Here is an 18,349-nt window from a genome sequence, read left to right on the forward strand (position 1 = left end):
GTGGGCATTTTTCCGTGACTTGACACCCCCATACCCGATAGCCACCTAATGCTCGTGGTGGCGGAAATCACGTTCGAGATTCGTCGCAAAATCCTCCGGTAAAGGCGGCTGCGAAGCAGCTGAAATGACCGGAACTTACGGCACCTTGTGGCAGTTGCGCAGCCTTGAGCGGATTGCGTGCAAGGGGGCAAAACAAAAGGAATAGGCCATGACGACCCCAAAAACCCGGCCAACCATCGTTCTCGGCGAAAGCCATTCGTATCCGGTGCTGCCGCTCCGCGATATCGTCGTATTTCCGCACATGATCGTGCCGTTGTTCGTCGGCCGCGAGAAGTCGATCCGCGCCCTCGAAGAGGTGATGAAGAACGACGCGCTGATCCTGCTCGCGACGCAGAAGAATGCGTCCGATGATGATCCAAACCCGGAATCGATCTACGAGGTCGGCACGCTTGCCAGCGTGCTGCAGTTGCTGAAGCTGCCCGACGGGACCGTGAAGGTGCTGGTCGAGGGGCTCGAGCGCGCGCGCGTGCAAAAGTATTCGGACCGCAGCGAATACTATGAAGCGACCGCGGTCGCGCTCGCCGACACCGACGCCAATTCGGTGGAAGCCGAAGCCCTGGCACGCTCGGTCGTGTCCGACTTCGAAAGCTATGTGAAGCTGAACAAGAAGATCTCCGCCGAAGTCGTCGGCGTGGTTCAGGCGATCACTGACTTCGCCAAGCTGAGCGACCAGGTCGCGCAGCATCTGGCCGTCAAGATCGCGGACCGTCAGGGTATCCTGGAGACGTTGTCCGTCACGCAGCGCCTGGAGAAGGTGCTGGGGCTGATGGAGAGCGAAATCTCGGTGCTGCAGGTCGAGAAGCGCATCCGCTCGCGCGTCAAGCGCCAGATGGAGAAGACCCAGCGCGAGTATTACCTGAACGAGCAGATGAAGGCGATCCAGAAGGAGCTCGGCGACGACGAAGGTCGCGACGAGCTGGCCGATCTGGAGGAGAAGATTGCCAAGACCAAGCTTTCCAAGGAAGCGCGGGAGAAGGCGCAGCACGAGCTGAAGAAGCTGCGCCAGATGTCGCCGATGTCCGCGGAAGCGACCGTCGTGCGCAACTATCTCGACTGGCTGCTGTCGATCCCGTGGAACAAGAAGTCCAAGGTCAAGAAGGATCTCGAGCAGGCGCAGGCCGTGCTGGACTCCGATCACTACGGGCTCGAGAAGGTCAAGGACCGCATCGTCGAGTATCTCGCGGTGCAGTCGCGCGCCAACAAGCTGACCGGACCGATCCTGTGCCTCGTCGGACCTCCCGGCGTCGGCAAGACCTCGCTCGGCAAGTCGATCGCGAAGGCGACAGGGCGCGAGTTCGTGCGCGTCTCGCTCGGCGGCGTGCGCGACGAAGCTGAGATCCGCGGTCACCGCCGCACCTATATCGGTTCGATGCCCGGCAAGATCATCCAGTCGATGCGCAAGGCGAAGACCTCGAATCCGCTGTTCCTCTTGGACGAGATCGACAAGATGGGCGCCGATTTCCGCGGCGATCCGTCATCGGCGCTGCTCGAGGTTTTGGACCCCGAGCAGAACTCGACCTTCAACGACCACTATCTGGAGGTCGACTACGATCTGTCGAACGTCATGTTCATCACGACCGCGAATACGCTCAATATTCCGGGCCCGCTGATGGACCGCATGGAGATCATCCGGATCGCCGGCTACACCGAGAACGAGAAGGTCGAGATCGCGCGCAAGCACCTGATCCCGAACGCCATCTCCAAGCATGGCCTCGACTCGAAGGAATGGTCGATCGACGACGATGCCTTGCTCTTGATGATCCGCCGTTACACCCGCGAAGCGGGCGTGCGTAACCTGGAGCGTGAGCTCTCCACACTCGCCCGCAAGGCGGTGAAGGAGCTGATGATCTCCAAGAAGAAGTCGGTCAAGGTCACCGAGAAGACCCTGGAGGACTTCCTCGGCGTGCCGAAGTACCGCTTCGGCGAGATCGAGAGCGAGCCGCAGGTCGGTATCGTCACCGGCCTTGCCTGGACCGATGTCGGCGGCGAGCTCTTGACCATCGAAGGCGTCATGATGCCCGGCAAGGGCAAGATGACGGTCACGGGCAATCTGCGCGACGTGATGAAGGAATCGATCTCGGCGGCGGCATCCTATGTCCGCTCGCGGGCGATCAACTACGGCGTCGAGCCGCCGTTGTTCGACCGGCGCGACATCCACGTCCACGTGCCGGAGGGGGCAACCCCGAAGGACGGACCGTCGGCGGGTGTCGCGATGGCCACCGCGATCATCTCGGTCATGACCGGCATTCCGGTCCGCCACGATGTCGCGATGACCGGCGAAATCACGCTGCGCGGCCGCGTGCTGCCGATCGGCGGTCTGAAGGAGAAGCTGCTGGCTGCGGCCCGCGGCGGCATCAAGACGGTGCTGATCCCCGAGGACAACGCCAAGGATCTCACGGAGATTTCCGATGCGATCAAGGGCGGCATGGAGATCATCCCGGTCGGACGGCTGGATGAGGTGGTCGCCAGGGCACTGGTTCGCACGCCCACGCCGATCGTCTGGGAAGAGGATACCAAGGTGGCCGTGAAGCCCGACGCGGGCGACGAAGCCGGCGGCGGCCTGACCGCCCACTAAGGATCGAACTTGGAAAGTGATAAAACGGCGCCTTCGGGCGCCGTTTTTGTTGCTGCGGATCGGGTCTGAGCCAGCGGAGTTGACGGAGATGGAAATCGACGGGCAATGCCATTGCGGACGGGTGACCTATCGGGCCGAGATCGACCCGGCGAAGGTTTCGATCTGCCACTGCACCGACTGCCAGAGGCTCACCGGCTCGCCGTACCGCGTCACCGTGCTCTGCTCCGCCGAACAGATCCGGCTGACCGGCGCGAAGCCGAAGATCTATCCAAAGAAGGGCGACAACGGCCGCACGCGCTTCCAGCACTTTTGCGAGGCCTGTGGCTCGCCGCTGTTCTCGAGCGGCGAGGGCGGGGCGGACGATTGGGGCATCCGCTGGGGCAGCATCCGCCAGCGCGGCGAGCTCAAGCCGGCGCGGCAGATCTGGTGCCGCTCCGCCGCGCCATGGATCGACGAGATCGGCACATTGCCGGGGCGGCCGGCAGACTGAACAGGGGTTTCGCGCGCTGCCGTCGTGGCTCAGCGGTTTCGCGGCAAATCTGCCGGTTTCGGGCCATTTGTCGGCACCAGCCTCGCTTGCGTTCACACCTTCCGGCGCTGTAGATAGGGGCGGCTCACGGGCGGCTAGCTCAGCTGGTTAGAGCATCTCGTTTACACCGAGAGGGTCGGGAGTTCGAATCTCTCGCCGCCTACCAGCCTTCGCCCTGCGGGCTACGGCTCGGCAAGCCAGCCTTCGCGGCACGGGTGTCGCGAATACTACTCCGCAGGGCGAAGGCTGTCGCGCCGAAGCTCGAAGAGCGTAGGCGGACCGATGCCTTCCGCCCTCTTCTTCAGCTCTGTGGGGCTCGCGTTGCGGAGCTCGGCTCGGCCAGCCAACCTTCGCGGCAGTGGTGCCGTGTCAGGACAAGAAAAGGCGCCGCTGCTGTTACTTCGCCGCGCGATCTGTGCCCGGAGACCTGGCACAAGAATCAAAACGCGGGGCCGAAGCCCCGCGCGCTATCCTCTCTCCGTCCTCAATCAGCCTTGCGGACTGTGCGTGGTTGCCGGGGAGGTTAACGGGGCTCCGCCGAGCGAAATGGGTCCGAAGGGTTGAGGCTGCCGAACCATCTTTTTCCGCATCGTGCGGGATAGCCGGTTACGCGCGTGCTCGGTTCGAATGGAGGAGGTCACTTCCGGGGTGATTGCATTCTGCAGCGTGTCGACCTTCGCCATCAGCTTGGAAATCTGCGCGGAGATCTTCTTCACGTCTTCATGTTGATCCGTGATCTGAGAAGATATCTTCTTCACGCCGGCCTGCTCGTCGCCGACGCTCTGGCGCAGCGAGGCAAGCGCAATGGAGTCCTGCTGCAGGAGAGCGGTGTTTTGCTGCAGCAGGAGGTTATTATCTTGCAGCGCGGCAACGTGCTGCTGCTGGGTCGACTGAATATCCCTCAATGCAGCCACAGCGGGATCCGGCGTCGGATCGGAGGCTTTCGGAAGCGGAAGCAGTTCGGCCAAATGGCTGATGTCAGGCAGGGAGAACTCGGACGGCGACAGGGTATAGATGGCCGCACTGGTGTTTATTCCGAGAGCGAAGATGGCGAGCGCCAGGACCGACTTCCGGCCCGTCTGCTTGGTCGACGCGGTGGAGTTGGATTGTTCGATGTTGTCCTGCTTTTCCGATGTCGTGGTCACGTGCACTAACCCCCAATGAGCGAAACAAAAAAAGGAGCCGTCGCTGGATCGTCCGTTGCGACGGCTCCTTTACGCGACACTCAACGAGAACTGTCCGGGATAATAAGCTGATGAGATTAATTCCACGTTACGGCGCTTCGGCCCGGCAAGAGCCAGCCGGGTCGTAGCGCGGGGCGGTGCCGAGCGATGTCGCACCACCCCGCAACTCCTAACCTCTACAGTCGGCCTCTGCACGTCTCGCGATACCGGCGGCAATTTCCTTCGCCGCGTTCGCCAAGCTGATCCTTGTTGAGGCAAGCAGATCTCAATTCGGCGCACACGTCCCGCCGGACCGGCCGTCCGCAGGCCTCCCGATATCTGCGGCAATTTCCTTCGCCCCGCTCTCCCAGTGCGTCCTTGTTTTCGCAGGCGCGCCTCAATTGCTCGCATTGCCCACCTCCTCGATCCACGCGGACGCCTCCCGGTCCAATCTCTATGGATTGAGAAAAGGCTGAAACCGGAATTACAAAAAGAGCGGCTGCCGCCGCGGCTCCAAATGCATATTTGCGCATTCCATTCATCTTGGTCCCTCCAGGTGCTAGTGCCGGTCGATTGCCTTGCGGCAATAGATCACGCGAAAGGCGGGATATCGTTCCGAACTAAATGCACGAAGGTATAGTTATGACCCAAAATCTTGGGATAGATAAACGAACATAGCGGCATCACGGCAACGATACGGCGGTGATGCGGCGTCAATGGTCACGATGAACGTTCGAAGTCAAAGGGAGCGTGAAATGGATACACCGGCAAGCCACGATCAGAACGCCGATCAGGTCGCCTACTGGAATGGTCCTGCCGGCCAGCGCTGGGCGGACCGGCAGGTGGCGCAGGACGTGCTGCTGAGGCCCGTTGCCGATCTTCTCATCAATCGCGCCGGCTTCGAGCCGGGCGAGCGGGTGATCGATGTCGGTTGCGGCAGTGGCGCCACCGCGATTGCGTTCGCGCGAGCGGTCGAGCCGACAGGCTATGTGCTGGGTATCGACGTGTCGGGCCCGATGCTGGAGCGGGCGCGGCAGGCGGTGCCGAAGGATCTGCCGATCGATTTCGTGCTGGCCGACGCCACCGTCTATCCGTTCGAACCGGCGAGCTTCGACGTGCTGGCCTCGCGGTTCGGCGTGATGTTCTTCGCTGACCCCGTGCTGTCGTTTGCGAACATGCGCAAGGCGCTGCGGCCTACGGGACGGCTGGCGTTCGCGTGCTGGCGCGAGCCGCGCGAAAATCCGTTCTTCATGGCGCCGCTTGCGGCCGCCTACAAGCACGTGCCGAAGCTGCCGCAACAGGGACCGGAAGACCCCGGGCCGTTCGCGTTTGCCTCGGAAGAACGCGTGCGCCGCATCCTCGGCGAGGCCGGCTTTACCGGGGTTGAGATGGAAGCGTGTCCGCTGCTGCTGGATGCTGCGATCGGCCGCGGCCTCGACGGCGCGGTGCAGAGCGCATTCGAAATCGGCCCGGTCAGCCGCGCGCTGGAGGGGCAGCCGGAAGATGCCCGCGCCGCCGTTGCGGCGTCGATCCGCGAAGCGTTGACGCCGTTTGTGAAGGGAGACGCGGTGCTGCTGCCGGCCTCGGTGTGGATCGTGACGGCGCGGGCCTCGTAACCGTCGCGCCGTCATTGCGAGCCAACGGGTCGCGAATGCGCGCCCGATGACAGGCTCCGCGAAGCAGTCCATGCCTCGGCGCACGCAGAAGCATGGATTGCTTCGTCGCTGTCGCTCCTCGCAATGACGGGGTGAGAGTTGCGCGCACCCGGATGCACGAGGGTCTCTGCGGGCCTTGCAATTAAACGCCGGATCGCCACCGCTGCGCCACCAAATTGCCTGACGACTCAACGATGCTGTTGCTCAAGGCGGGCTGAAGGATGCGCATGGGTGCAACAGTGATGCGCGTACCCGATCCAAATCTGACGCCAGCCCGGGCCGGGTTGATCATGATCGGTGTGCTGGTGCTCGGCGTGATCTTCGTACGCGTCCTCACGATGTCCGAGCAGAGTGAGGTCCGCACGGACACCACGTCCGGGAACGCTGGTCGAGCCACCGTGGACGTCGGGGGGATCAAAGGCCTGCGAGGATCGCTGCCGTAAAAGAAGTCGGTGGCGTTGGAAGTGCGGGCCGCTACGCCCGCTCTTCCCAGATCATGGCGAGATGCACGATCGTCTCCGCTGCCTTTTCCATGTCCTGGCGACTGACCCATTCGAGGCGCGAGTGGAAGGCGTGTTCGCCGGCGAAGATGTTGGGGCAGGGCAGGCCCATGAACGAGAGCCGCGAGCCGTCGGTGCCGCCGCGGATCGAGCTTCGCGCCGGCGTAAGTCCCGCGCGCTTGATCGCCTCGATCGCGTAATCGACAGTTTCAGGGTGACGGTCGATCACCTGCTTCATGTTGCGGTATTGCGGCTTGACCTCCATCCGGTAGCTGGAGTGCGGATAGTCTTTCATCACGGTTTTGACGATGTCTTCCAGCAGGGCTTCCTTCTGCTGCAGGCCTTCGTCGGTGAAGTCGCGGACGATGAAGCCGATGGTGGTCTTCTCTAGCTCGCCCTTGATGCCGATCGGATGCAGGAAGCCTTCCTTGCCCTCCGTCGTCTCCGGTGAACAGGTGTCCTTGGGCAGGCGGTCGATGACGGCAGCCGCAATCTTGATGGCATGCTCCATCTTGCCCTTGGCAAAGCCCGGATGGGTCGAGACGCCCTCGATGGTGATGGTGGCGCCGTCGGCCGAAAAGGTCTCGTCCTCGATATTCCCCGCGCTTTCGCCGTCCATCGTATAGGCGAAGTCGGCGCCGAGCTTTTTCAGGTCGACCTTGTCGACGCCGCGGCCGATCTCTTCATCCGGTGTGAACAGAATCTTGATCGTGCCGTGCTTGATCTGCGGGTTCTGGACCAGGAACTGCGCGGCATCCATGATCTCGGCAACGCCCGCCTTGTTGTCGGCCCCGAGCAGCGTGGTGCCGTCGGTCGTGATGATGTCATGCCCGATCTGGCCTTTGAGCGCCGGATGGTCGGCGGCGCGGATCACCTGGGTGGGATCGGCTGGCAGCACGATGTCGCCGCCCTGATAGTTCTTGACGATCTGCGGCTTGACGTCGGCGCCGGAACAGTCCGGGGAGGTATCCATGTGCGAGCAGAAGCAGATCACCGGCACCTTCTTGTCGGAAGTGGCCGGGATGGTCGCATAGACATAGCCGTGCCCGTCGAGATGGGCGTCGGTAAGCCCCAGCGCCTGCAGCTCCGACGCCAGCAGGCGGCCGAGATTCTTCTGCTTCTCGGTGGAAGGGCAGCTCGGCGAATTCGGGTCGGACTGGGTGTCAATCACGACATAGCGCAGGAAACGCTCGGTGACGTCGTGGGTGAAGGCGAGGGAGGAAGCGGGCATGACGATCCGGAAAAAGTAAGCGACAGGAAGGCTCTATAGCAGAAAGTGCCGCGCCGGGCGGAACCACTATTCCGCTACCGATGCCTCAGATCGCTTCCTTGAGTTCCTTGACCGGACGGAAGGTGACCTTCTTGCTGGCCTTGATCGGAAGCGGTTCCCCGGTGGCGGGGTTGCGGCCCATGCGGGCGGCGCGCTTGCGGACCTGGAGGATGCCGAGCCCGACGATCCTGATCCGGTCGCCCTTCTTCAGGTGCCTCGTGATGGTGTCGACCATGTCGGTCAGAAACGCCTCGGCGGCCTTCTTCGATAATTCATGGGGCTCGGCGAGCGCGGCGGCCAGATGCTTGAGGGTGATGGTGGCCGGAGCCGCTGCCTTCTTCGCCATGTCTGGCTTCTCCTCGTTGCCGGGAATAACTTCTGAGCGCGTTTGGCGCGCCGGAAATGCCTCGTGGGGTGACGTGAAACCCCTGAAATCCACGGAGGGTTTCATGAAACCGGGATGATGCCGGGCTTTAACGATTCGATAAATTGCCGCCACCGCGGTTTTGCCCCGAAAACAGGCCGTTATTCGTGTCTGGTGCGGATATTCGCAACGTCCTTGACTAAGCGGAAGCGGCCCTTTATGCCCTCGGTCCTGCGCGGATCAGGATCTGATTACGGCATCCGCGGGAGTAGCTCAGTTGGTTAGAGCGCCGCCCTGTCACGGCGGAGGCCGCGGGTTCGAGTCCCGTCTCTCGCGCCATTTCTCGATGGCTTGATACTAGTCTCCCGAAGACCGCCGCAAACAAAAAGGCCGCCCCGAAGGCGGCCGTTTTTATTCCGATCGCTTCGATATCGATTAACGAACCGTCGAGGTGCTCGAGCTGGTGACGACCACCGGCTTGCCGGCCTTCACGACCTGGGCGGTCTGCTCGTAATTCGCGCCGGTCCGGGCGGTGATGCCGAAGGCGGCAACCGCAATGCCTGCCACCAGCGCGACGACCACGATCTTCAAATGGGTAGCGCGATCTGCCGAATGAATGGAGTGGTTCATAATATGCCTCCCGGACGCCTTTGACGTCCTGTGTTGGCGAGAGAAGTACGCCGCGTGTGTTTCAGGATCGTTTCGCGGTTTCGGCAAAATGGTTTCATTCGGCCGGTTTTTTGGCCGGTTTCTTGCCAAATCATCCGTGATGTAGATCACATACGGGCGTGTAGCCGGCGTCGATGCGGGCCAGCCGGAAGGCCTGGCGTGATAAAAACAGCAATAAAAACAAGATTTAAGCTGGAAGGGCGAGCCTTTGTTTCAGCTCGCCCGCTCGATATCGCCGCGGATCGACCGGGCGGCCCAGATGAAAAGCAGCGCGCCGACCGTGGAGGTGACCGCGGCGGAGAGCAGCGAATACCGCACGGCCTCGGCGCCAAAATCGTTCTTCATGATGTCGTTGAGCATGCCGACCGCGAGCGGGCCGATACCTTGGCCGAAGCCGGCGGCGGTGAGCAGCATGATGGCGGAGGCCAGCGCCCGCATGCTGGGTTTGGCGACGGTCTGCGCGATCGCGAAGATCGGGCCGAGCTGGAAGCCGACCAGGAACGAGGTCGCCGCCAGCGTCGCCACCATCGTGGTGAAATCAGGTGTCAGCATGCACAGCGCAAACACCGGCCCGGCGAGGCCCGAGGTGACCGCAGGCGCCCACAACTTCCAGCGATCGTCGCGGCGGCTGATCTGGGCGACGACGACCCCGCCGAGCAATGTGCCGGCGATGCCGCACAGTCCCTTGAAGGTGCCGGCATAGGTGCCGATCTCGGCGCTGGAGAGGTGATGCACGCGCGCCAGGAACGGCGGAATCCAGGCCGAGGTCGCGTAGTTGGTGTAGGTGGTGAGACAAAAGCCGACCAGCAGGATGACGAAGGTCTGCTGCGAGGCGAGGAAGGAAAGCGTCGGCCCGAACGGCTCCGGCGTGAACGTCTCGGCCATCGCACCGCGCTTCGGCTCGGACACCGTCAGCCACAATATCGCGGCCAGCGCGAGGCCGGGCAGGCCGGCGACATAGAACGCCATCCGCCAGCCATAGTACTGGTTGACGTAGCCGCCGATGAAATAGCCGAGGAAGACGCCGAGATAGGTGCCGATGGCATAGATGCCGAGCGCGCGCGGGCGCTCGTTCTTGCTGAAGAGGTCGGCGATGATCGATTGCGAGGCTGGCGTGCCGCCGGATTCGCCGATCCCGACGCCGATCCGTGCCAGCGCCAGTGTCGCCACGCTTTGCGCCATGCCGCAGAACACCGTCATCGCGCTCCAGAATGCCAGCGCGATCGAGACGATGTTGCGGCGGTTGAAGCGGTCGGCAATGCGCGCGATGGGAATGCCCAGCACCGAATAGAACAGCACGAAGCCGAAGCCCGCGAGCAGGCCCATCGTGGTGTCGCTGAGCGCAAACTCCTTTTTGATTGGCTCGATCAGGACGTTGAAGATGGTGCGGTCGAGGAAGTTCAGCGCATAGACGGTGGTGAGCAGCGCCAGCACGTAATAGCGCCGGATCGACGGCCGGGCAGTGGCTTCGTTCTGCAGGGTGACCTGCGGCGCGACATCGACCATGCTTCCCCCCCGATGTTTGTTTTTTTGACCGGCCGCCTTCAGGCGTCGCGGATGAAATTGCCTGCCTCGAACTCGACCGGCGGCCCATTTGAATCGAAGGAGACGCCGATCGGGTCGCGTCCCGCAGCGATCGCTTCCAATTGGTCGCTGAGCATCCGGCGGATCATCAGGATGCCGCGGTCGCTCTGGCCGAAATGCTCTTCGGAATGGATCGTCATCGGGCCCTGGCCGACCTGCGCCTCGTAATCCCCGGGGAATTGCTGGTGCTCCCGTTCGGTCATGTCCCACCAGAACTTGCCGTTGAATTTGGAGCGCATGCGGCCGATGTCGCCTGAATTCTTGACGCGGCCGGCGACATAGATGCGGAACGAGGTGTCGTCGATCGGCAGCGTCCAGCCGATCGACTCGATGCGGGCGAATTGCGCAACACGCGGGTTCGGCACGACACGCAGCGTGGGGAGGGCGGCTTCCGTGACGCGGTAAAATACCTTGCCGTCGTCCTGGTGCCGGATCGAGCGCACGGTGACGCCGCGCGGCGACATCTCGAACTTCACCTCCGGCATCGACGCCATCAAGGTGGTGAATTGCGGGCCTGAGAACGAGCCGTGCAGCACCGGCACGTGATAGGGATCGACCACGTTTTCGAAATGCTGCAGCCAGTTGCAGGGAATGATCGCAGGTCCGCCGCCGCCGATCGATGAGTCGTCCGCCTCGACGAACTCGCCTTCGTCCATGTTTTCCAGGCATTCGTAGCGCGGCAGCACCGGCTTTTTCTCTGCCGGGCCGAGATAGGCGAAGATCAGGCCGTAGCGCTCCTCCAGCGGATACCAGGGCTGGCGCACTTTGTCCTTGAACAGGCCGCCTTCGGGCTCGCAGGGCTGTTCGAGGCAGTGGCCCTCGGTGCCGAACTTCCAGCCGTGATAGCAGCAGCGGATGCCGTCTTCCTCGACCTTGCCGTAATAAAGCGTGGTGCCGCGATGGCAGCAGCGCGCGTGCAGCAGGCCAGCGCGGCCGCTTCCATCGCGAAACAGCACGAGGTCTTCGCCGAGCACGCGCACTTTTCTGGGGATATCGGTGGCGTCGGAAACGAGGCCGACCGGGTGCCAGTAGCGCCGCAGCAATTCGCCCATCGGTGTGCCGCGGCCGACCGAGGTCAGCTCGGTCCGGGTGCTGGACGGCTTCATGGCGTAGCCGGTCCCGAGATCGCGCGGCGTGATGGTCATCCGTTTCCTCCCGCCACGGCATTGGCGCCGCGGTCGTTGATCTATTCCAGGCAGTGAAAGCACAATCGATGACAATGTCAACGAATTTCGATTAGCATATCCAATGGCCCTATTCGGCGGTCTTATTCGCGGGGGCTCACGGGAAGCATCGGCCTTGGCACCGGGCCGCTTTGTTGGCAGAGGTTTGCAAATGAGCCGGAAGCTGGAAAAAAAGACGGCGGCTTCGCCTGCGGACGATGTCGCGGAGCTGGCGCCGATAACCGCAATGATGTCGTCGCGGCTGATGGTGCTGGCGAACGTGCTGAAGCGCGGCGCGATCCTGCGCTACAAGCGGCTGACAGGGCTGTCCTCGGTGGAGTTCGGCCTGGTCGCCTCGCTCGGACGGCGGCCGCCGATGAGCGTGATACGGCTCGCCGAAGCGGTTGGCATGGACAAGGGGCAGATCAGCCGGGCGCTGGCGGAACTGGTCGCGCGCAAGCTGGTCGCCAAGGAGGTCAACCCGCGGGATAACCGCGAGACGCTGGTCTGCCTCACCAAGGCCGGGCTGGCTGCGCATGACGCCATTGTGGCGGGCGCGCAGGAGCGCAATCGGCGGCTCCTGGAACAGCTCGGCGAGGACGAGGTGGCGGTGCTGCTCGACCAGATCGATCGGCTCACCGATACGGCCGCCCAGATGCTCACGGACGAGAAGCATTTGAACTGAAATTTGGGCACCATTCCGCCGGCCCTGCGTTGATCGGGAGAGGCAGGAACGCAACACTTTTTGGTGTTCTGCCGACGCATCGGGGGCAGGTCGGGGCGTCAGGGCGGCTCGTCTTGCGCCCTCTGTTGCGCTGCGCTAAGCCAAGAATAATTCCAATCCAACGAATCTGCGGTCGAAATCCGCGGGAAAAGGCACGCCGATGTCCGGCATCCTGCAGAACTATCTTCCACTTGTCGTGTTTATCGGGGTGGCGAGCCTGATCGGTCTGGCGCTCCTGGTCGCCCCGTTCCTGGTCGCGTTCCAGCAGCCGGATCCGGAGAAACTCTCCGCCTATGAATGCGGATTCAACGCATTCGACGACGCCCGCATGAAGTTCGACGTCCGCTTCTACCTGGTCGCGATCCTCTTCATCATTTTCGACCTCGAAGTGGCGTTTCTATTCCCGTGGGCGGTCGCGTTCGGCAAGCTCGGTGCCACCGGCTTCTGGTCGATGATGGTGTTTCTGGCCGTCCTCACGGTCGGCTTTGCTTATGAGTGGAAGAAAGGCGCGCTCGAATGGGATTGAGCCAGACAATAAAAGGCTCTTCGCCTGATATCGCGCAGGCGCCGAAGGGCATTCTTGATCCCTCGACCGGCAAGCCGGTCGGGGCCAATGATCCGTTTTTTCTCGAGGTCAATCACGAGCTGTCCGACAAGGGCTTCTTCGTTGCCGCTGCCGACGACCTGATCACCTGGGCGCGCACCGGCTCGCTGATGTGGATGACGTTCGGTCTCGCCTGCTGCGCGGTCGAGATGATGCAGGTGTCGATGCCGCGCTACGACGTCGAGCGTTTCGGCTTTGCGCCACGCGCCTCGCCGCGGCAGTCCGACGTCATGATCGTGGCGGGTACCCTGACCAACAAGATGGCGCCGGCGCTGCGCAAGGTCTACGACCAGATGCCCGAGCCGCGCTACGTGATCTCGATGGGCTCGTGCGCCAATGGCGGCGGCTACTATCACTATTCCTACTCGGTCGTGCGCGGCTGTGACCGTATCGTGCCGATCGACATCTACGTGCCCGGATGTCCGCCGACGGCGGAGGCGCTGCTCTACGGCATATTGCTGCTGCAGAAGAAGATCCGCCGCATCGGGACCATCGAACGCTAAGGTTTTAGGTAATGGACGACGGCAAGCTCGAGGCCCTTGGGCAGACGATTGTTAGCGCGCTTGGCGGTGCGGCCACGGCCCATGCGGTCGCGTTCAAACAGCTCACCATTACGGTCGATGCGGCGAAAATCGTCGAAGTGATGAAGCACCTGCGCGACGATCCCGCGCTGCGCTTCGTCAACATCATCGATGTCACCGCGGTGGACTATCCGGCCCGCGAGAAGCGTTTCGACGTGGTCTATCATCTGTTGTCGCCGACCCTGAACGAGCGCATCCGCGTCCGCGCCGAGGCCGACGAGACCACGCAGGTGCCCTCGATCATCGACGTGTTTCCCGGCGCCGACTGGTTCGAGCGCGAGACCTACGATCTCTACGGCGTGATCTTCACGGGCCATCCCGACATGCGCCGGCTCTTGACCGATTACGGCTTCGACGGCCATCCGCTGCGCAAGGACTTTCCGCTCACCGGCTTCGTCGAAGTCCGCTACGACGACCAGGAGAAGCGGGTGCTCTACGAGCCCGTCCGCCTCAACCAGGAATTCCGCAAATTCGATTTCCTCTCGCCTTGGGAAGGCGCGGACTATCCGCTTCCCGGCGATGAGAAGGCTGAGCCGAAGGCCTGACCATGAACGAGCAAAGCCAGAACCTCCGTAATTTTACGATCAACTTTGGGCCGCAACACCCGGCGGCACACGGCGTGCTTCGTTTGGTCCTCGAATTGGACGGCGAAGTGGTCGAGCGTGTCGATCCGCATATCGGTCTCTTGCATCGCGGCACCGAGAAGCTGATCGAAGCGAAGACCTATCTGCAGGCGATCCCGTATTTCGATCGTCTGGACTACGTCGCGCCGATGAACCAGGAGCATGCATTCTGCCTGGCGGCGGAAAAGCTGCTCGGCATCACGGTGCCGCGTCGCGGCCAATTGATTCGTGTGCTCTATTGCGAGATCGGCCGCATCCTGTCGCATCTGCTCAATGTGACGACGCAGGCGATGGACGTCGGCGCGCTCACCCCGCCGCTGTGGGGCTTCGAGGAGCGCGAAAAGCTGATGCAATTTTACGAGCGCGCCTCCGGCTCTCGTATGCATGCGGCCTATTTCCGCGTCGGCGGCGTGCACCAGGATCTGCCGCAGAAGCTGATCGACGATATCGACGCCTGGTGCGAACCGTTCCTGCAGGTCGTCGCCGATCTCGACACACTGCTGACCGGCAACCGCATCTTCAAGCAGCGCAACGTCGACATCGGCGTGGTGTCGCTGAAGGAAGCCTGGGAATGGGGCTTTTCAGGCGTGATGGTGCGCGGCTCGGGCGCCGCCTGGGATCTGCGCAAGGCGCAGCCCTATGAGTGCTACGCCGAAATGGATTTCGATATCCCGATCGGTAAGAACGGCGACTGCTACGATCGTTATTTGATCCGCATGGAAGAGATGCGCCAGTCCGTGCGCATCATGAAGCAGTGCATCGCCAAGCTGAACTCGCCTGACGGGCAGGGCCCGGTCGTGGTCGAGGACAACAAGATCGCGCCGCCCCGCCGCGGCGAGATGAAGCGGTCGATGGAAGCGCTGATCCATCACTTCAAGCTCTATACCGAAGGCGTGCACGTGCCGGCCGGCGAGGTCTACGCCGCAGTGGAAGCGCCGAAGGGCGAGTTCGGCGTCTATCTGGTTTCCGACGGCAGCAACAAGCCCTACAAGTGCAAGATCCGCGCGCCGGGATTTGCCCATCTGCAGGCGATGCATCACATCTGCAAGGGCCATCTGCTCGCCGACGTCTCGGCCATTCTCGGCTCGCTCGACATCGTGTTCGGAGAGGTCGATCGGTGATGGCGCAGGCGCCCATCCAGTTTGACCGGGCATCGGGCGCACTCGAAGGTGCGAACGCGTGGGAGCGTTTGGCCGCCGTGGCGCTGGTGCTGGGCTCGAAGGTGGCGTCGAACTTCTCGCATCGCGGCTACAACATGTGCGCCAACCTGTTGCGCACGACGCTCCCCGAGCGCGACATCCAGGTCAAACTCAACGACGACGCCGTGTTCGAGTTTCCCTATGGCGACGGCTATTGGAGCAAGCTGCTTAACCGCTCCTACACTTACGAGAACGAGCTCGAGCTGCTGTTCGAGGATTCGGCCGAGGTCGATTACACGCTGCTCGATTGCGGCGCCAATTACGGCTACTGGTCGGTACTGGTGTCGAGCAGGCCGTTCGGGTCGCACAAGGCGATCGCGATCGAGCCGTCGGGACAGAATTTTCCAAAGCTCGCCAACAATGCCCGCATCAACGGCAATCGCTTCGAAACGATGAAGTGCGCGATCGGTGCCGCGCGCGGTACCGCGCGGCTCTCAGGCACCAAGCACGAGGCCTTCAGCATCGCCGGCGACCAGGTCGATGGCGAGGAGGTGCCGGTCATCGCACTGGATAACCTCTTGGACGACGGCAAGGTCGTGCCCGGCGGCAAATACCTGATCAAGCTCGACGTCGAAGGCGTCGAGATCGAGGCCATGAAGGGCGGCACCCGGCTGATGCAGGGCGACAGCGTTTTGCTGTGCGAGGAGCACGGCAACGATCCCAGGCATACCGTCTCGCGCTACATCCTCGACCAATCGCTGACGCTGATCGTCTACGATCCGCGCAGCCATCGCCTGGAAACCGTGACCGATCTGTCGATCCTCGACCGGATCAAGGTTTCAACCCATGTCGGCTACAACGTGTTCGGCACCGCAAGCGCTTTCTGGCTCGCCCGGATCGAAGCGCTCAATGCGAAAGCCGCGCGCCGCGTGCAATGAGAGACTGAACGATGTCGGTACGTCGCCTCGCCCCGAAGGAACAGCAGCCCGCGAGCTTTGCGTTCACGGACGAGAATCTCGCCTGGGCCAAGGCGCAGATCGCAAAATATCCGCCGGGCCGGCAGGCCTCGGCCGTGATCGCGATCCTGTGGCGCGCGCAGGAGCAGCATGAAGGGTGGGTGCCGGAAGCCGCGATCCGCGTCGTCGCCGACATGCTCGACATGCCCTACATCCGCGTGCTGGAGGTTGTGACCTTCTACACCATGTTCCAGCTCCAGCCGGTCGGAAAGAAGGCCCATGTGCAGGTCTGCGGCACCACGCCGTGCCGCCTGCGCGGCGCCGGCGACCTGATCGACGTCTGCCAGAGCCGCATTCACCATGAGCCTTTCCATCTGTCGAAAGACGGCAATTTCAGCTGGGAAGAGGTCGAGTGCCTGGGCGCCTGCGTGAATGCGCCGATGGTGCAGATCTGGAAGGACACCTACGAGGACCTGACCAAGGAAACCTTCGGCAAGGTGCTGGACGGCTTCGCCTCGGGCAATCCGCCCAAGCCAGGACCGCAGGTTGACCGTCAGTTCTCGGCGCCCGCCGGCGGGCCGACGACGCTGAAGGAATCGACATGAGGCGTGACGGCACGTTGCCCGTGAGCGGGCCGGGGAGGGGTCAGTGCGATGAAGAACTGGCGCTATATCGGCATGCACGCCGTCGCGGCGGCGGCCTTCATTTTTCTGCTGCAGCGTTACGGGCTGAACGCGACGCTCGAATCCAGCCTGTTGTGGGCACTGACCTTCGGCGGATGCGCCGCGGGCCTTGCCTATGCGCAGTCCAACCGTTGATCCGCTAGGAAGCTTCAAGTCATGCTCGACGACAAGGATCGCATCTTCAAGAACCTCTACGGCCTCCATGATTGGGGGCTCGAGGGCGCGCGCCGCCGCGGCGCGTGGGACGGCACGAAAGCGATCATCGACAAGGGCCGCGACTGGATCATCAACGAGATGAAGGCCTCCGGCCTGCGCGGCCGCGGCGGGGCAGGCTTTCCGACCGGCCTGAAATGGTCGTTCATGCCGAAGGAATCCACCGACGGCAGGCCGAGCTACCTCGTCGTCAACGCCGACGAGTCCGAGCCCGGCACCTGTAAGGACCGCGAGATCATGCGGCACGATCCGCACCTGCTCGTGGAGGGCTGCCTGCTCGCCAGCTTCGCGATGGGCGCGCATGCCTGCTACATCTATGTCCGCGGCGAGTTCATCCGCGAGCGCGAGCGCCTGCAGGCCGCGATCGACCAGGCCTATGATGCGAAACTGGTCGGCAAGGACAACGTCAATGGCTGGCCGTTCGACATCTACGTCGCGCATGGCGCCGGGGCCTATATTTGCGGCGAGGAAACCGCGCTGCTGGAAAGCCTCGAAGGCAAGAAGGGCCAGCCGCGGCTGAAGCCGCCATTCCCGGCCAATGTCGGCCTCTATGGCTGCCCGACCACCGTCAACAACGTCGAGTCCATTGCGGTCGCACCCGACATCCTGCGCCGCGGCGCGGCATGGTTCGCCGCGATCGGCCGGCCCAACAATGTCGGCACAAAGCTGTTCTGCGTGTCCGGCCATGTCGAGCGGCCCTGCAACGTCGAAGAGGCGATGGGCCTGACGTTCCGCGAACTGATCGAGCGTCACTGCGGCGGCATCCGCGGCGGCTGGGACAATCTGAAGGCCGTGATCCCCGGCGGTTCGTCGGTGCGCATGGTGCCGGCCGAGCAGATCATCGACACGCCGATGGATTTTGACTCTTTGAGCAAGCTGCGCTCCGGCCTCGGCACCGCCGCCGTGATCGTGATGGACAAGTCGACCGACCTGATCCGGGCGATCGCGCGCATCTCCTATTTCTATAAGCATGAGAGCTGCGGCCAGTGCACGCCGTGCCGCGAAGGCACCGGGTGGATGTGGCGCGTGCTGTCGCGCATGGCCGAGGGCCGCGCCCACAAGCGCGAGATCGACATGCTGCTGGAGGTGACCAAGCAGGTCGAGGGACACACCATCTGTGCGCTCGGCGACGCTGCGGCGTGGCCGATCCAGGGCCTGATCGCGCATTTCCGTCACGAGATCGAGGCGCGCATCGACCAGTATTCGCACAAGGCCGACGTCGACGATATCGGCGTACGCGATCCCGTGAACATGGTCGCGGCGGAGTAAGGGCGATGGCAGACGACAAGACCGC

The 18,349-nt window shown here is 62.9% G+C and carries 19 protein-coding genes and 2 tRNA genes; 15 read left to right on the top strand and 6 right to left on the bottom strand.

What is annotated here, in order from left to right; all coding sequences use genetic code 11:
- Positions 1–208 precede the first annotated feature (208 nt).
- The 3 genes from lon to QA643_RS18740 all read left to right on the top strand — a co-directional run bounded on the left by lon (position 209) and on the right by QA643_RS18740 (position 3,330).
- Positions 209–2,635, top strand: a complete 2,427-nt coding sequence (gene lon, locus QA643_RS18730) for an endopeptidase La (protein WP_283034549.1) — start codon at positions 209–211, stop codon at positions 2,633–2,635.
- 88 nt (positions 2,636–2,723) lie between these two features.
- The gene (locus QA643_RS18735) at positions 2,724–3,125 is read left to right on the top strand and encodes a GFA family protein (protein ID WP_283034550.1); all 402 of its coding nucleotides are present in this window, start codon (positions 2,724–2,726) and stop codon (positions 3,123–3,125) included.
- Between the two features lie 128 nt (positions 3,126–3,253).
- Positions 3,254–3,330: transfer RNA gene (locus QA643_RS18740), tRNA-Val, on the top strand.
- 322 nt (positions 3,331–3,652) lie between these two features.
- Here the strand turns inward: QA643_RS18740 and QA643_RS18745 are convergent.
- Positions 3,653–4,309, bottom strand: a complete 657-nt coding sequence (locus tag QA643_RS18745; RefSeq protein WP_349253280.1) for a hypothetical protein — start codon at positions 4,307–4,309, stop codon at positions 3,653–3,655.
- Between the two features lie 773 nt (positions 4,310–5,082).
- On the opposite strand from QA643_RS18745, the gene QA643_RS18750 reads away from it, so the two are divergent.
- Both QA643_RS18750 and QA643_RS18755 read left to right on the top strand, forming a co-directional pair.
- Positions 5,083–5,943: a methyltransferase domain-containing protein gene (locus QA643_RS18750; protein ID WP_283034552.1), complete on the top strand. Its 861-nt coding sequence runs from the start codon at positions 5,083–5,085 to the stop codon at positions 5,941–5,943.
- Positions 5,944–6,209: 266 nt separating this feature from the next.
- On the top strand, positions 6,210–6,425 hold the full coding sequence (locus QA643_RS18755; RefSeq protein WP_283034553.1) for a hypothetical protein: 216 nt from the start codon (positions 6,210–6,212) through the stop codon (positions 6,423–6,425).
- A gap of 31 nt (positions 6,426–6,456) precedes the next feature.
- Here QA643_RS18755 and pepT read toward each other — a convergent pair whose 3' ends face one another.
- Positions 6,457–7,713 (bottom strand): peptidase T, encoded by a 1,257-nt coding sequence (gene pepT / locus QA643_RS18760; RefSeq protein ID WP_283034554.1) that lies wholly within the window; start codon positions 7,711–7,713, stop codon positions 6,457–6,459.
- Between the two features lie 85 nt (positions 7,714–7,798).
- On the bottom strand, positions 7,799–8,098 hold the full coding sequence (locus QA643_RS18765) for an HU family DNA-binding protein (protein WP_283034555.1): 300 nt from the start codon (positions 8,096–8,098) through the stop codon (positions 7,799–7,801).
- Positions 8,099–8,378: 280 nt separating this feature from the next.
- Here QA643_RS18765 and QA643_RS18770 point away from each other — a divergent pair.
- Positions 8,379–8,455 (top strand) — tRNA-Asp (locus tag QA643_RS18770).
- Between the two features lie 96 nt (positions 8,456–8,551).
- Here QA643_RS18770 and QA643_RS18775 read toward each other — a convergent pair.
- From QA643_RS18775 to QA643_RS18785, 3 genes are all read right to left on the bottom strand, one after another.
- Positions 8,552–8,746, bottom strand: coding sequence for a hypothetical protein (locus QA643_RS18775; RefSeq protein WP_283034556.1), 195 nt, complete (start codon positions 8,744–8,746; stop codon positions 8,552–8,554).
- Between the two features lie 252 nt (positions 8,747–8,998).
- Positions 8,999–10,291, bottom strand: a complete 1,293-nt coding sequence (locus tag QA643_RS18780) for an MFS transporter (protein WP_283034557.1) — start codon at positions 10,289–10,291, stop codon at positions 8,999–9,001.
- A 38-nt stretch (positions 10,292–10,329) separates the two neighbouring features.
- Positions 10,330–11,514: an aromatic ring-hydroxylating dioxygenase subunit alpha gene (locus QA643_RS18785; protein ID WP_283034558.1), complete on the bottom strand. Its 1,185-nt coding sequence runs from the start codon at positions 11,512–11,514 to the stop codon at positions 10,330–10,332.
- A gap of 190 nt (positions 11,515–11,704) precedes the next feature.
- Between QA643_RS18785 and QA643_RS18790 the strand changes: the two genes are divergently transcribed.
- The 9 genes from QA643_RS18790 to nuoF all read left to right on the top strand — a co-directional run bounded on the left by QA643_RS18790 (position 11,705) and on the right by nuoF (position 18,324).
- The gene (locus tag QA643_RS18790) at positions 11,705–12,217 is read left to right on the top strand and encodes a MarR family transcriptional regulator (protein WP_283034559.1); all 513 of its coding nucleotides are present in this window, start codon (positions 11,705–11,707) and stop codon (positions 12,215–12,217) included.
- A 199-nt stretch (positions 12,218–12,416) separates the two neighbouring features.
- Positions 12,417–12,782, top strand: a complete 366-nt coding sequence (locus tag QA643_RS18795) for an NADH-quinone oxidoreductase subunit A (protein WP_283034560.1) — start codon at positions 12,417–12,419, stop codon at positions 12,780–12,782.
- Positions 12,773–13,363: an NADH-quinone oxidoreductase subunit B gene (locus QA643_RS18800; protein ID WP_283034561.1), complete on the top strand. Its 591-nt coding sequence runs from the start codon at positions 12,773–12,775 to the stop codon at positions 13,361–13,363. Before QA643_RS18795 ends, QA643_RS18800 begins: the two co-directional genes overlap by 10 nt.
- Before the next feature lie 11 nt (positions 13,364–13,374).
- A complete protein-coding gene (locus QA643_RS18805; protein ID WP_283034562.1) occupies positions 13,375–13,986 on the top strand; it encodes an NADH-quinone oxidoreductase subunit C in 612 nt (203 codons plus the stop codon).
- 2 nt (positions 13,987–13,988) lie between these two features.
- Entirely contained in the window at positions 13,989–15,185 is a 1,197-nt protein-coding gene (locus QA643_RS18810; RefSeq protein WP_283034563.1) for an NADH-quinone oxidoreductase subunit D, read from the top strand.
- On the top strand, positions 15,185–16,141 hold the full coding sequence (locus tag QA643_RS18815) for an FkbM family methyltransferase (protein ID WP_283034564.1): 957 nt from the start codon (positions 15,185–15,187) through the stop codon (positions 16,139–16,141). Before QA643_RS18810 ends, QA643_RS18815 begins: the two co-directional genes overlap by 1 nt.
- An 11-nt stretch (positions 16,142–16,152) precedes the next feature.
- Entirely contained in the window at positions 16,153–16,764 is a 612-nt protein-coding gene (nuoE, locus tag QA643_RS18820) for an NADH-quinone oxidoreductase subunit NuoE (protein WP_283034565.1), read from the top strand.
- Positions 16,765–16,812: 48 nt separating this feature from the next.
- Positions 16,813–16,977 carry a hypothetical protein gene (locus QA643_RS18825; protein WP_283034566.1) on the top strand — a complete coding sequence of 55 codons (165 nt, stop codon included), beginning with the start codon at positions 16,813–16,815 and terminating at the stop codon, positions 16,975–16,977.
- Positions 16,978–16,998: 21 nt separating this feature from the next.
- Complete coding sequence (nuoF, locus tag QA643_RS18830; RefSeq protein ID WP_283034567.1) at positions 16,999–18,324, top strand: NADH-quinone oxidoreductase subunit NuoF; 1,326 nt, start codon at positions 16,999–17,001, stop codon at positions 18,322–18,324.
- Positions 18,325–18,349: the final 25 nt, after the last annotated feature.

The organism is Bradyrhizobium sp. CB3481 (genome assembly GCF_029714305.1).
Taxonomy (GTDB): domain Bacteria; phylum Pseudomonadota; class Alphaproteobacteria; order Rhizobiales; family Xanthobacteraceae; genus Bradyrhizobium.

Coding starts and splice junctions, on each gene's coding strand:
- lon (WP_283034549.1), top strand. CDS start 209: ATGACGACCCCAAAAACCCGGCCAACCATCGTTCTCGGCGAAAGCCAT.
- QA643_RS18735 (WP_283034550.1), top strand. CDS start 2,724: ATGGAAATCGACGGGCAATGCCATTGCGGACGGGTGACCTATCGGGCC.
- QA643_RS18750 (WP_283034552.1), top strand. CDS start 5,083: ATGGATACACCGGCAAGCCACGATCAGAACGCCGATCAGGTCGCCTAC.
- QA643_RS18755 (WP_283034553.1), top strand. CDS start 6,210: ATGGGTGCAACAGTGATGCGCGTACCCGATCCAAATCTGACGCCAGCC.
- pepT (WP_283034554.1), bottom strand. CDS start 7,713: ATGCCCGCTTCCTCCCTCGCCTTCACCCACGACGTCACCGAGCGTTTC.
- QA643_RS18765 (WP_283034555.1), bottom strand. CDS start 8,098: ATGGCGAAGAAGGCAGCGGCTCCGGCCACCATCACCCTCAAGCATCTG.
- QA643_RS18775 (WP_283034556.1), bottom strand. CDS start 8,746: ATGAACCACTCCATTCATTCGGCAGATCGCGCTACCCATTTGAAGATC.
- QA643_RS18780 (WP_283034557.1), bottom strand. CDS start 10,291: ATGGTCGATGTCGCGCCGCAGGTCACCCTGCAGAACGAAGCCACTGCC.
- QA643_RS18785 (WP_283034558.1), bottom strand. CDS start 11,514: ATGACCATCACGCCGCGCGATCTCGGGACCGGCTACGCCATGAAGCCG.
- QA643_RS18790 (WP_283034559.1), top strand. CDS start 11,705: ATGAGCCGGAAGCTGGAAAAAAAGACGGCGGCTTCGCCTGCGGACGAT.
- QA643_RS18795 (WP_283034560.1), top strand. CDS start 12,417: ATGTCCGGCATCCTGCAGAACTATCTTCCACTTGTCGTGTTTATCGGG.
- QA643_RS18800 (WP_283034561.1), top strand. CDS start 12,773: ATGGGATTGAGCCAGACAATAAAAGGCTCTTCGCCTGATATCGCGCAG.
- QA643_RS18805 (WP_283034562.1), top strand. CDS start 13,375: ATGGACGACGGCAAGCTCGAGGCCCTTGGGCAGACGATTGTTAGCGCG.
- QA643_RS18810 (WP_283034563.1), top strand. CDS start 13,989: ATGAACGAGCAAAGCCAGAACCTCCGTAATTTTACGATCAACTTTGGG.
- QA643_RS18815 (WP_283034564.1), top strand. CDS start 15,185: ATGGCGCAGGCGCCCATCCAGTTTGACCGGGCATCGGGCGCACTCGAA.
- nuoE (WP_283034565.1), top strand. CDS start 16,153: ATGTCGGTACGTCGCCTCGCCCCGAAGGAACAGCAGCCCGCGAGCTTT.
- QA643_RS18825 (WP_283034566.1), top strand. CDS start 16,813: ATGAAGAACTGGCGCTATATCGGCATGCACGCCGTCGCGGCGGCGGCC.
- nuoF (WP_283034567.1), top strand. CDS start 16,999: ATGCTCGACGACAAGGATCGCATCTTCAAGAACCTCTACGGCCTCCAT.